The 13,473-nt window shown below is 44.1% G+C and carries 10 protein-coding genes; 7 read left to right on the top strand and 3 right to left on the bottom strand.

The genetic code is table 11. The features are described from left to right. The first annotated feature begins 118 nt into the window (after positions 1-118). The 3 genes from FQ084_RS01910 to scpB all read left to right on the top strand — a co-directional run bounded on the left by FQ084_RS01910 (position 119) and on the right by scpB (position 2,747). Entirely contained in the window at positions 119-1,198 is a 1,080-nt protein-coding gene (locus FQ084_RS01910) for a tryptophan--tRNA ligase (RefSeq protein ID WP_149488943.1), read from the top strand. A gap of 168 nt (positions 1,199-1,366) precedes the next feature. Next, positions 1,367-2,176: a segregation and condensation protein A gene (locus FQ084_RS01905; protein WP_262880662.1), complete on the top strand. Its 810-nt coding sequence runs from the start codon at positions 1,367-1,369 to the stop codon at positions 2,174-2,176. A 25-nt stretch (positions 2,177-2,201) separates the two neighbouring features. Continuing rightward, positions 2,202-2,747, top strand: coding sequence for an SMC-Scp complex subunit ScpB (gene scpB / locus FQ084_RS01900; protein WP_149488942.1), 546 nt, complete (start codon positions 2,202-2,204; stop codon positions 2,745-2,747). A 144-nt stretch (positions 2,748-2,891) separates the two neighbouring features. On the opposite strand, the gene lolA is transcribed toward scpB, so the two are convergent. The 3 genes from lolA to rplU form a co-directional block, all read right to left on the bottom strand. Beyond that, a complete protein-coding gene (lolA, locus tag FQ084_RS01895; RefSeq protein ID WP_149488941.1) occupies positions 2,892-3,578 on the bottom strand; it encodes an outer membrane lipoprotein chaperone LolA in 687 nt (228 codons plus the stop codon). Positions 3,579-3,966: 388 nt separating this feature from the next. Further along, the gene (gene rpmA / locus FQ084_RS01890) at positions 3,967-4,224 is read right to left on the bottom strand and encodes a 50S ribosomal protein L27 (RefSeq protein WP_010199200.1); all 258 of its coding nucleotides are present in this window, start codon (positions 4,222-4,224) and stop codon (positions 3,967-3,969) included. A gap of 94 nt (positions 4,225-4,318) precedes the next feature. Continuing rightward, positions 4,319-4,630, bottom strand: a complete 312-nt coding sequence (gene rplU, locus FQ084_RS01885; RefSeq protein ID WP_025652795.1) for a 50S ribosomal protein L21 — start codon at positions 4,628-4,630, stop codon at positions 4,319-4,321. A 711-nt stretch (positions 4,631-5,341) separates the two neighbouring features. Between rplU and FQ084_RS01880 the strand changes: the two genes are divergently transcribed. The 4 genes from FQ084_RS01880 to FQ084_RS01865 all read left to right on the top strand — a co-directional run bounded on the left by FQ084_RS01880 (position 5,342) and on the right by FQ084_RS01865 (position 13,368). Beyond that, on the top strand, positions 5,342-6,271 hold the full coding sequence (locus FQ084_RS01880; RefSeq protein ID WP_223144851.1) for a polyprenyl synthetase family protein: 930 nt from the start codon (positions 5,342-5,344) through the stop codon (positions 6,269-6,271). A gap of 673 nt (positions 6,272-6,944) precedes the next feature. Next, positions 6,945-8,288, top strand: a complete 1,344-nt coding sequence (locus tag FQ084_RS01875) for an efflux RND transporter periplasmic adaptor subunit (protein ID WP_149488939.1) — start codon at positions 6,945-6,947, stop codon at positions 8,286-8,288. A 35-nt stretch (positions 8,289-8,323) separates the two neighbouring features. Then, a complete protein-coding gene (locus FQ084_RS01870) occupies positions 8,324-11,557 on the top strand; it encodes an efflux RND transporter permease subunit (protein WP_149488938.1) in 3,234 nt (1,077 codons plus the stop codon). Next, entirely contained in the window at positions 11,554-13,368 is a 1,815-nt protein-coding gene (locus tag FQ084_RS01865; protein ID WP_149488937.1) for an efflux transporter outer membrane subunit, read from the top strand. Before FQ084_RS01870 ends, FQ084_RS01865 begins: the two co-directional genes overlap by 4 nt. Positions 13,369-13,473 lie beyond the last annotated feature (105 nt).

Below are 13,473 nucleotides of genomic sequence, written 5' to 3'. Positions count from 1 at the left end.
TGATATTTTTATCCTGCATATCACCTATATTTAGTAACTTACTTATACCAGTAACTTACTTATACCAGTAACTCACTTATATCAATAATAACGTGATAAACAAAATAATGGATTTTTCATGAGTAATCAAACTGACGCAGTTATAGACGCACCTGAAAGAGAAAACAAACGTATCCTAACGGGCATCAAACCGACGGGCATTCCGCATTTGGGTAATTACGTTGGTGCTATTCGTCCAGCGATTCAGTCTATTCAAGACAGTGATGATGAAGCGTTTTTCTTTTTGGCAGATTATCATGGCATTATCGGCTGTTATGACCCTGCTATCATTCACGAATCGACCAAGATTATTGCGGCGACGTGGATTGCTTGCGGTCTTGACCCTGAACGTGTGACCTTTTACCGTCAGTCAGATGTGCCAGAGATTCCAGAATTGGCTTGGATTTTAAATTGCTCATGCGCCAAAGGGCTGATGAATCGCGCGCACGCCTATAAGGCTGCCGTTGATATGAATACAGAAAAGGCGGATGTTGATCCAGATCAAGGTATTAATATGGGTCTATTTGGCTATCCAGTGCTGATGGCGGCTGATATCTTGATGTTCAATGCGACTCATGTACCCGTCGGTCGTGACCAAGTACAGCATATTGAGATGGCCCGTGATATCGCTGGTACGTTTAACCATCGTTATAAACCTCTCTTTACGCTACCATCAGCGGTTGTTGATGAAGATATCCCGCTACTGACAGGACTTGATGGTCGAAAAATGAGTAAGAGCTATAGCAATACCATACCTCTATTCGGTGATCCTAATCCACAAGTTAGTCCTGAAAAGCAGATGCATAAAGCCATCATGAAGATTGTAACCAACTCGCAATTGCCAGAAGAACCAAAAGATCCTGAAGATTCTGCTATTTTTGAGATTTACAAAGCTTTTGCCACCCCTGCGGAGATTGCTGATATGCGTACGCAATATGCCGCAGGTATTGGCTGGGGCGATGCTAAGCAAGCGTTATTTGATAAGATCAATGCTGAAATTGCGCCATTCCGCGCGCGTTATGAGGAACTGATGGCCAATCCAAAAGAGCTGGAAGAAATCCTACAAATGGGCGCAGAAAAAGCCCGTCGTCACAGTCGTAAACAGCTAGATAAGACTCGCCGTGCTATTGGTATCCGCCCCCTTGCTAAGCTTAAATAAGCATCTGATTGCTTTGACTGGTCGTAATCTGGACGGATGCTAAGCGTGAAGACTGAGCTAAAAAATGAGCATGCGGCTTTACCAAACGCTGCCTTTTCTGTAGGCGCGCATCAATCTTCTGTATTTTCAGATAGTAATAGCGAACCTGACAGCGCAACTATTAATGATATGTCGCTGCGTATTTATCAGACACCGGTGCAGCATCTGCCAGAAGACCTATACGTGCCGCCGCAAGCGTTTGCCATTTGGTTAGAGCAGTTTGCGGGACCATTAGATTTTTTATTATATCTGGTCAAAAAGAATAACGTTGATCTGACGCAAATGCCGATATTGCCGATTACAGAGCAATATTTGGCTTATATTGGCGAGTTGGATAGCGAGCATTTTGAATTGGCTGGTGATTATCTGCTGATGGCGTCAACTTTGATTGCGATTAAAACTGAGCTGCTGCTACCAAAACCCGAAACTCCAAACGATGAGCGTGATCCAAAGGCAGATCTGATTGAGCGCCTTGAAGAATATGCCCAAATCAAAGTGGCCAGTCAGCGCTTGGACAATCTGGTGCGGCTTGAGCGCGATGTGTTTTTAGCAATGGTCAGTATGCCCAGTCAAGACGTCATGAATGCAGAGTTACCCAATTACTCACCGAATCTTTTGATTGATAGCTTATTTAAAATGCAGCTACAGCCGGACTATCAGATGCATAGCATCAAAGTCGAAGCCGTGCCCCTTTCTGACCGTATTGCCAGTATTAGCCGCCAGTTAAGCACGGCTGGTGCGCATTCTTTTTATGAACTACTGGATAAAACACAGGGTAAGATAGGCGTTGTGGTCAGCTTCGTCGCGGTGTTAGAGTTGATGAAACGGCAATTGGTTGGTGTGCTGAATACTGATTTAGAGCGTCACCATCCTACTGCTGATAATGAGTCTACTGAGGACAGTCACAGAGGACCTCTAACCTTACACTGGTTGGCGTAATGGTTTTTAATAGAGAATATTTGCAATGACAGACACGCAGCATCGACACTTAGAAGAGATGAGTAAGCATATCGAAGCCCTACTACATGCCTCAGAAGCGCCACTCACCACCAATATGTTAAAGAAGCACTTATCACTAAATACTAAGGAGCTAGCGCAAGCGTTAGCGTTGCTACAACAACGTCTAAATACGGGTGTACTTAGCCTACATGAGACGGCCAGTGGTTATCGCCTACAAGTCTCAGATACCTACAGCGCCTTGATACAGCGCGTCTTTCCGCAGCGGCAAGAACGCCTCACCCAAGCCTTGCTTGAAACTTTGAGTGTGATTGCCTATAAGCAACCTGTGACACGTGGTGACATCGAACACGTGCGCGGTGTGACGCTATCGAGTAACATATTGCGCCAGCTGTTTGATAAAGGCTGGATTGAAGAGAAAGGTTACAAAGAGACCTTGGGGCGCCCTGCCTTACTTCATACCACACCTCAATTCTTAGATGCGTTTGGATTGGCCAATCTAGATGAGCTACCTGCATTGCCAGATATGGAAGCCATCAAAGCACTCTCTTAGAGATGTTAAAATGAGACTTGCATATTTTTTCGGCAATAAAAAAGGACACACCATTTTGGTCTGTCCTTTTTTGTACGCCCAATCAATCAAGCTTTTAATCGAACTTTACCGATTGGCTTCTATCAATAAGCTCTAAGTGCTTGATTATTGATTAATGATATCAACACCCTTTGGTGGCGTAAATTTAAACTGACTGCTGCTGATACTTGGGTTCATTTTGATAGCACTAAACTTAATAGTGGTGGTTTGTCCCAAAGTATCATTCAGTACCATCATGACTGGCTGACCACCGCTAAAACTCATCGATAAGCTCTTAAAGCTGGCACTATCCGACTTTGGATACAGCACATAGTAGTTTTTATTGGCGTATGGCTGCGTGATTTTAAAGTTCTTATCGATTTTACTTGGATCACCTGACAACAGTAGCGCTGGTGTATTACCCACTTGGCTATCGACATTCTGCTTGGTCGCTTGCTCTAAATCCTTATCATAAACCCACATTGAGCTGCCATTCGCCACAATCAACTGTTCTGACGGTGACTTGGTTTCCCAGCGGAAGTTATTTGGACGCTGTACGCTCATTGTACCCGTAAAGGTACCGCTATTTGCGCCTTTAGTCGTTTGGCTAAAGTTAGCCGTCATGCTTTTAGTATTGCTTAACAACTTGTTTAAGCGTTTGGCGGCGGTCAAATTATCAGCAGGGGCAGCGGTTGCTGATTGCGTTAAAGCCATCATCGGCGCAGCAACACCAAGTGATGTCATCAATACACCAGTCAAAGCACCGCTCATTACTTTTTGTTTTAAAGTCATTTTTTTCGTTAATAAAGTCATTATAAATCCTCTCGCAAAATGCAAAATAGCATAAAAATAAGATATCTTAATTAAAATTTTTGTTTTCAATAAGTGCTTATCTCACGCCATGCAACTGACGTGATTAAACAATGCAGACAGTGTGCCAGTTTTTTTATTACGCGCCTAGTCATGATTTGCAATCATTACTACCACTGCCATACACGCTTGTAACTATTAGCGTTACATAGCATTCAGCACTATTTATTGTCTGTTTTATGTATAAGTTAGCGTTATTTAAAAGCCGCTTATAACAGATGATTGATAATAACCTATCACCATAAAAAAGCCCTTACTACCAAACGGTAATAAGGGCTTTTTTAGTCATCAAGTTATTTTAGTTTTCGATTAAAATAACCCAGATGGGCAATTATGCGCTTTCAACCATCACATAACGACGGTTAAATTTACCTTTGGTCGCAAACTTTACCACACCGTCATTTAGTGCAAATAAAGTATGGTCACGACCCATGCCAACGCCTTCGCCGGCGTGGAATTCTGTACCACGTTGACGAACGATGATGTTACCAGCGACGATGGCTTGACCGCCAAAGATTTTTACGCCTAGCATTTTTGGGTTTGAATCACGACCGTTACGGCTTGAACCGGCAGCTTTTTTATGTGCCATGAGAAAATCTCCTTGTTAATGTGACTTATCGCTAATGCGACAACTCTTAAGCTTTTAGTGCGTTATTAATTATCAATAAACTGACAATCGTTAATTAAGCATTAATCGCTTTGATTTTTAACAAGGTGTACCATTGGCGGTGACCTTGCTCTTTGTGATAATGCTTACGACGGTTGTGCTTGATGATACGGATTTTTTCGCCGCGACCATGTTCAACCACTTCAACTTCTACGCTAGCGCCTTCAACGATAGGCTGACCGATTTTGACAGTTTCACCGTCAACAACCATCAACACATCTTCAAATTTGATTGTTTCGCCTTTTTCTGCTTTTAGTAGTTCAACTTTAAGCAATTCATCGACGACTACACGGTGCTGTTTACCACCAGTTTTGATTACTGCGTACATTGTATGACTCCGTTTAACCCGTGTGCCGTGGCTGATATCATACCAACGCTTTTACGACGAACACGACAGGGAAAAATTAAAGGCAAGATTTTACGGCTTTTTGCTCATAAAAGCAAGCCGCATCTCTTGTTTTGGTAAGGTGGCAATACCAATAATATTGGCTCGTATATTTATAGATAAAAAGTGATGTGATTGATTAACAAAGGTATTAACCACCGCTGTTAAGACCAACATCTCTATTCAACTATAATACATCGAACCAAAATTGGTTAAAATCCAACAGCAGCTATTATAACTCATATAATCAGTTGCTTACAGTTTTTTGTAAATATAGGCTCATTATTGACCAGTGATGGCGAATAAATCCTCATCTATACGCTGACTGTCGTAATTAAGCATCAAGCCATTTTCTTTTACTTGTATGACCCACGCATTGCAAAACACATCGCTGATTATAAAGATAACCGCGCTTTCTGCTATACTTAAATCAACAATTGACCGAGATAGCTATGCTATTATGCGTGGAACGATAGCCTAGTTATAAATAGATAGCTATTCAAACCCTTTTTATTTTCATTGGTATGACGACTCATTATGACCAGTATTTCTTTATCCAACGCCGCGGCAGCATCGACCACGTCATTAACGCCCCTAGCAAGCACGCCAAGCTATGCTGACATCCAAAGCATCGTTGCTGATGATTTTGAGATTATGGACCAACAAGTTTTTGGCAGTCTGAATTCAAAAGTTCAACTCGTCATGAACGTCTCACAGCATGTGATTAATGCAGGCGGCAAGCGTATGCGCCCGCTGATTACCTTGCTATGTGCACGGATGTTTAATGATCAACCCTCGCAGCAAGCGATGCATTTAGCGGCGATCACTGAGATGTTGCATACCGCAACCTTAGTACATGACGATGTGATTGATGAGTCTGGTCAGCGCCGTGGCAAGCCAACGGCAAACGCCACTTGGGATAATGCGACCGCTGTACTGGTCGGTGATTATTTGATTGCTCGTGCTTTTAATTTATTGGTTGGCTTTCAAAGCTTACCGTTATTGCAAGTGTTCTCTGATGGTACCTGTGATATTGCCGAAGGTGAGGTATTGCAGCTACAGCATCAGCACAATCCTGAAGCCACTGAAGCTGATTATCTAAATATCATCGACGGCAAAACCTCACGGCTATTCATGATGGCAACCCAGGGCGCTGCTATTCTACAAAACAAAACTGAGCACCTGCAGGCATTGGCTGATTTTGGTCAACATTTCGGTAATGCCTTCCAAATCGTCGATGATGTGCTCGATTATAGTGGCGATAGTGAACTGATGGGCAAGAATCTCGGTGATGATTTGGCTGAAGGCAAGCCGACGCTACCCACTATTAAAGCTCTTGAGTTATTAAAAGACAGCGATAAGACAGGCTATGAGCAGTTACGTATCGCCGTACAAACCGGTAAGACACCGAATACTGAGCAGCTTATCGAGCTGGTACGTCATTCAGGCTCGCTTGAATACTGTAAGCAGCGCGCGTTAGAAGAGACCAAACTTGCGCAACAAGCGCTTAGTAGCTTACCAGATAACCGCTACCGCCAAGGGCTATATCAATTGACCGAACTTGCCAGCGCTCGTTTAGTATAAATACGATTTACTTATCTTATATATCGAGCTTTTTATATATTCTTTATATAGCAAGTCTTAAATGTTTCGGGTCTAAACCTATTAGCTTATTAAAGACTAAGTTAAGCTCAAGTTTATAATGACAAGAGATAGACAATGAGGAGAGCCTGGCTGTGATATCAGCAGCCTTCTCATTGTGCATGCCAATAACTTGTTTAACCTCATTCGTTTTGCCTCCATATTTTAGCGTTCATACTTAAATATTGCTAATACACTATTTTTCTGTACATTCTGTTTTTTACTGTATTTTTATACAGATTTCTTGCTAATATCCCCTAACACCATTTAAAAAGACAAAAATTAACAATATTATATCTAAACATTCATTACGAATTTTACAAGGTGTTTTTGACGACACGCTTGTATTATCAATGGTTGTTAGGTATTCACTGAGCTAAAACACATTGACAGGGTGCAAAAATGGTTTTTTGCACCTTGACTGTAGGGTATACCCTATAGTTTATAATCATTCATTACTTTAAATCTGCTTATCCGATTGTTACGCACTTAGCGTTTGATATATTGGCAACGGTAAATGCATATTACTTTTCATATCTACCACGTTAAGATTTACCCCTAAACTTTTAATACTGTAATTATTTATTATATGATATTTATATTGCCGAGGACATTGATGAAGCACTCTACTCTTGCGCTTGTAATAGCATCTGTACTATCTGGAGCTGTACTGGTTGGCTGTGACAAAAACGAGGACGCCGCTGGTGAAGCAGCCGCACAGCAGCAAATGCCACCTGCTGTCGTCAACGTTCAGACTGTCACTCTAGACACCGTACCTCAAGTACAGACCTTTGCTGGACGTACCGCGGCTTATCAAACCGCAGACGTCCGCCCACAGGTTAATGGCATTATTGACGAGGTATTGTTCCGTGAGGGCAGCAACGTCAAAAAAGACCAACCTTTATATCGTATCAATACTGATAACTACGCGACGTCTATCACCAGTGGCCAGGCGGCGATAGCACAAGCAGAAGCCAACTATCAGACAGCTCTGGCGAATAATGCCAATGCCAAAGCTGAGCTGGTCAGTCGCCAAGCATCATTATCACAAGCGCAGAACGACTTACAACGTTTGCAAGGTTTGGTTGCTATTGATGCTATCTCAAAGCAGCAGTATGACCAAGCACAAACCGCTGTGCGTACTGCTCAGGCCGCCGTGCAAAGCGCCAATGCCGCTATCGGACAAACAGAAGCAGGTATTGAGAGTGCGAAAGCTGGTATCCAAACCGCCAAGGCAGGTTTACAAGCAAGCACGTTGGATCTAAACCGTACTATCGTACGTGCGCCGCTCTCAGGTCGCACTGACCGTTCTAGCGCAACGGCTGGTACTTTGGTTAGCGCCGGTCAACCCACTCCTTTAGTGACTATCTCACGCTTAGACCCTATCTATGTCGATATCAGCCAGTCTTCGTCTGAGCTGCTTAAATTACGCCAGCAAATCTCTGCTGGCAAGGCTCAGGCAGGCATGAATTCGGTTGAATTGGTGTTAGAGGATGGTTCAACTTATCCCGTACGTGGTGAGCTTGCTCTATCAGAGGCAAAAGTTGATGAGTCAACAGGTGCGGTGACCTTACGTGCGGTCTTCCCAAATAAAAGCAACATCTTATTACCTGGTATGTATGTCAGTGCACGCTTAACTCAAAGCGTCATTACCAATGCGGCACTCGTCCCACAAAGTGCAGTCATGCGCTCAACCAAGAGTGAGACGCAAGTCTATATCGTTGATGAAAACAATAAAATCCAAGTTCGTCCTGTTACTATTAATGGTACCTATAAAGGACAATGGGTGGTTACAGACGGTCTAAAAGCAGGGGATAAAGTAGTGGTTATCGGCGGTGCAAAAGTGAAACCTGAACAAGAGGTGATTGCCAAGCCACTAGAAAATCCAAACCCTGCGCCTGCTGCAAAAGAGGCTGCTGCCAAAAAACCGCAGCAAGCTGCACAATCAGCCGCCAAATAATTCCATTCAAAGCTAGGAAGACTTAGGGATTTACTATGTCACGTTTTTTTATTGATCGCCCTATTTTTGCATGGGTGATGGCTATTTTAGTCATGCTCATCGGGATAATATCGGTTATCAACCTGCCGATTGAGCAGTATCCGGCGATTGCGCCGCCAACCGTAACAGTCAGTGCCACCTACCCTGGTGCTAACGCTGAAACCGTTGAAAACTCAGTGGTACAGATTATTGAGCAGCGTATGAAAGGGCTTGATGGCTTGATGTATATGAAGTCGTCGAGTTCTTCAAACGGTAGTGCCTCTGTACAGCTTTTCTTTGAGAACGGTACCGACTCTGATACCGCACAGGTTCAGGTACAAAATAAATTACAAGCCGCCATGAGCTCGTTGCCCGAGCAAGTGCAGCGTCAAGGCGTTAACGTCAATAAAGCCTCTGAAGGCTTTTTGGTCGTTATCGGTTTTGTCTCTGAAGATGGCAGTATGGATCGTGCTGATATCGGCGACTATATCAACTCTAATGTTGTCGATCAGCTCAGCCGTGTCGAAGGGGTTGGTCAAGTACAAGCCTTTGGTGCGGCTTACGCCATGCGCATTTGGCTCGATCCTGAGCGTTTACGTGGCTATAACTTGGTGCCAGCAGATGTGGTTAACGCCGTACGAGAGCAAAATGCTCAAGTATCAGCTGGTCAATTAGGTCAAGCGCCCGCTGATGTTGGTGAGCAAGTTATTAATGCGACTGTCACTGTACAAAGCTATCTAAAAACACCTGACGAATTTAAAAACATTCTACTAAAAACCGATACATCAGGTGCGCAAGTACGCTTAGGCGATGTTGCAAAGGTAGAAATCGGTAGTGAAAACTATAGTACTATTTCACTATTTAACGGTAAAGAAGCCGCCGGTCTTGCGGTCTCACTAGCAAGTGGTGCCAATGCTCTTGAAACGCGCGAATTGGTCGCTGATCGAATTGCCGAGCTAGAAGCAACCTTCCCGATTGGCTTAAAAACCGTCATTCCTTATGATACTACGCCCTTTGTAAAACTTTCTATTGAGCAAGTAGTTAAGACGCTCATTGAAGCAATTGTATTGGTCTTTATTGTCATGTTCGTCTTTTTGCAGAACTGGCGCGCAACTATTATTCCAACGCTGGCTGTACCTGTGGTACTACTTGGTACCTTTGCCGTGCTCTACGCAGCAGGATTCAGTATTAACGTATTGACCATGTTTGCGATGGTGCTCTCCATTGGTCTACTGGTCGATGATGCCATTGTCGTGGTAGAAAACGTCGAGCGGCTCTTAGAAGAAAATCAAGATATTTCTATCAAAGACGCCACCATTCAATCTATGGGCGAGATTAGTAAAATCGTCGTAGGTATCGCGCTTATCTTATCAGCGGTATTCGTCCCGATGGCGTTCTTCGGTGGCTCAACTGGGGTTATTTATCGTCAGTTTGCTATCACACTTATTACCAGTATGGTGTTATCAGCACTGGTCGCGCTTATCTTCACCCCTGCCCTATGTGTGACCTTACTAAAACGTAGTAAGAGTCATGAGAAAGGCAATAGCGAAAATCAAAAAGGCTTTTTTGGTTGGTTTAACCGCTCGTTTACCAAAACCAGTAAATCTTATGAAAATTTCGTTGGTAAAAGTTTCCGTCTTAAATGGGTATATCTGATTGTCTATGCAGCTATTATTGGCATTATGGCAGTGGTGTTCTTACGTATTCCTGGCTCCTTCTTACCAGAAGAAGATCAGGGTATTATGTTCACCGCTGTACAGCTGCCTGCTGGTTCGACATTAGACGAGACGCAAGCCGTACTAGATAAAGTCAGCAATTATTATAGTAGTCAAGAGCCCGATAATGTGGCTTCAGCCTTTACTATCGCCGGTTTTAGTTTTGTTGGACAAGGACAAAACGTCGGTATTGCTTTCGTAAAACTCAGCGACTGGGCAGATCGTAAGGGTGAAGAAAATACCGCGCGAGCCGTCTCAGATCGTGCGCAAGGTTACTTCTTTACGCAAATTAATGAAGCGACTGTTTTTAATATCATCCCACCAGCGATTAGTGGGCTTGGTAACTCTAGTGGCTTTGACTTGATGCTACAGGATTCTGGCAACGTAGGGCACGAAGGTCTGCTAGAGGCGCGCAATATGCTACTAGGCATGGCCGCTCAAAATGATAAAGTAGCCGGTGTGCGTCCAAATGGACAAGAAGATGCACCGCAGCTTAAAGTCGATATCAATCAAGAACAAGCTGCTGCTTATGGCTTATCTATGGCAAACATCAATAGCGTGATCTCAACGGCGTGGGGTTCAAGTTATATCAATGACTTCGTTGACCGCGGTCGTGTTAAGCGTGTGTTTGCACAAGGTGAGCCTAGTAGTCGTACCAACCCGTCAGATATCGGTAAATGGTATGTCCGTAATAATAACAATGATATGATTCCGTTTGATGCTTTCTCTAGTAGTAAATGGGAAACCGGTTCACCGGGTCTCACACGCTATAACAGTCTAGCGTCAATGAACATCCAAGGTAGCGCCGCCCCTGGTCTTAGTACTGGTGAAGCGATGGATGCCATGGAAGCAATGGTTGCAGAGCTACCAGACGGCATCAGTTATGAGTGGACAGGTTTATCATTAGAGGAGCAAAAGTCAGGTTCTCAAGCGCCGATGCTATATGCTATCTCAATCTTAGTGGTATTCTTATGTCTTGCTGCCTTGTATGAGAGTTGGTCAATTCCATTCTCAGTACTGTTAGTGATTCCACTTGGAGTACTTGGTGCGGTGGTATTTACTTGGCTACGTGGTTTATCCAATGATATTTACTTGCAAGTTGGTCTACTTACGGTGGTTGGACTCTCCGCCAAGAACGCCATCTTGATTATCGAGTTTGCAAGGGACCACCAAGAGGAAGGCTATACTCTAAAAGAGGCCGTCATGACCGCCGCGCGTCAGCGTTTGCGTCCTATTATCATGACATCGCTTGCCTTTGGTCTTGGTGTTGTGCCATTATTCATCGCCACAGGTGCCGGTTCTGGTAGTCAAAACGCCATTGGTACCAGTGTGGTTGGTGGCGTTGTCACCGCAACTTTCTTAGGTATCTTCTTTATTCCGATGTTCTATATTTGGATACGTAGTATGTTCCCGCACAAATATGAGAACAACAAACCAAACAATAGAGATGATGGCAACGACGGCACACCTAGCCCACAAAACCCAATGCCTTCTGAGAGTTATCAGCCTGCAAGCCTTGGAGACAATACACAATGAGTGCTCAAAAAACCTTTACTTTAAGTTCAGCAGCAGTAGCAAATATTGCTACTGCTGCGCAACCAGCGCTAGCAGTAGTGCTGCGCAAAAATAGCGGTCGTCTAATTGGCTTAACCGTCTTAGCGTTAAGCATGGCTGCTTGTAACACTATCCCAAAAGCGGATATGCGCCCTGTCCTTGCTGAACCTAATGTGCCTATCGAACAAGCCTATGGTGCGTTCGATAAGGAAACGGTCAGCAATGCCGACCAGCCAAGTATTGCCGGTCAACGCTGGCAGAATTTCTATAGCGACGAGCGCCTAAAGGGCCTGATTGCGTTAGGTCTTGAAAACAACAAAGACTTTGAAAGCGCTCGTTTGGCTATTGAGAAAGCACGCGCCCAATATCAAATTACCGATATTAACGACCTACCTAGAATTGATGGTAGTGGGGGTTACACGCGCCAAGCACAAAACAGTCGTGACAAGAACCCTAACAGTTCTTATAACGTCAATCTTGGTCTTGCTAACTACGAGTTAGACTTTTGGGGTAAAATCGCCAGCTTAAAAGACCAAGCGTTACAAAATTTTTTAGCTACCACAGCGGCTAAAGACTCGACCCAAATCAGCCTAATTAGTAATATCGCCCAAAGCTATGCCAACTTAAGCTATAGCTTAGCGCAGTTAAAATTGGCAGAAGCTACGGTCGAAAGTCGTGAAAAGTCACTATTTATTGCCGATAAACGCTTTGAAGCGGGTATTGACCCTAAATTGCCATCTTTGCAAGCCAGTGCGTCATTAGAAAATGCCAAACTTGCCGTCCTACGGGCGCAAAGCAGTATTTTAAAAGCACGTAATGCTCTGCAGTTTTTGGTGGGTGGACCGATTCCAGCCAATCTCATTCCAACACCTGCGGTCAGCAACATCACTAGCCAGCAGATATTTAGTGCCGGCTTACCGAGTGAATTGCTGCGTTATCGCCCAGATGTATTGCAAGCAGAGTATAATCTGAAAGCCGCTGGTGCCAATATCGAAGTCGCGCGTGCGTCTTACTTCCCTTCTATCAGCCTAGCCAGTAGTGTGGGTTTAAGTAGCGGCAGTTTAGACGACTTATTCAAAAGTGGTTCGGTCGGTTGGTCATTTGGTCCAAGCATCAGCGTGCCTATTTTTGATGCGGGGCGCTTGGATGCCAATTACGATGTGGCGAAAATTGAGCGTGAGCAGACACTAGCAGGTTACGAGAAATCTATCCAAACGGCGTTCCGCGAAGTATCAGATGTACTAGCTACACGCGCAACATTGGGCGATCAGCTCGCTGCGCAATACCGTCTGCAAGATAACTTTGAGCAAACGTATCAAATTGCAGATGCACGCTTTAAAGCGGGTATTGCAAACTATCTAGACGTACTTGATGCGCAGCGTTCGTTGTTCTCAACGCAGCAAGGTATCTTAGATTTAGAGCTACAAAAAATCATCAGCCAAGTCGAGCTTTATCAAGTCTTAGGCGGCGGAGCTAACCTTGATGTACCGACGGTTATTCCTGTACCGCATAAAAACTTAGTGCAATTGGTAAATATACCTGCCAATAGTAATAAAGCAAAAGCGGTTGATGCCATTGATGCGGCTAGTTCAGCGCGGGTAGCTTCTGTACAAGAAGCGCAAGCCATTAAGCAAGCGCAACCAACAGAAAAAACAACCTTCAAGCCAACCGCGGTCGTTGATGTCAATAATGATGGCAAAACAGACGCTGCGGTAGGCGTGCTCACCGAAAAAACGAGTGTTAACGAGACCAGCGTTGAGCAAGTGCCGGTCACGCAGATCGTTGAGCCTTAAGCAGTCCTAGATATTGTGAGGCAAATTTTCTCACATTGACAGTCGATACGTACAATCAGCCCTACCGACTTGGTAGGGCTTTTTGCTTTCGATAGTGAGTATTGG

Origin of the sequence: Psychrobacter sp. ANT_WB68 (genome assembly GCF_008369115.1) — a bacterium.
In the GTDB taxonomy this organism is placed as follows: Bacteria; Pseudomonadota; Gammaproteobacteria; order Pseudomonadales; family Moraxellaceae; genus Psychrobacter.
This window is presented reverse-complemented; position numbering and strand designations above follow the sequence as displayed.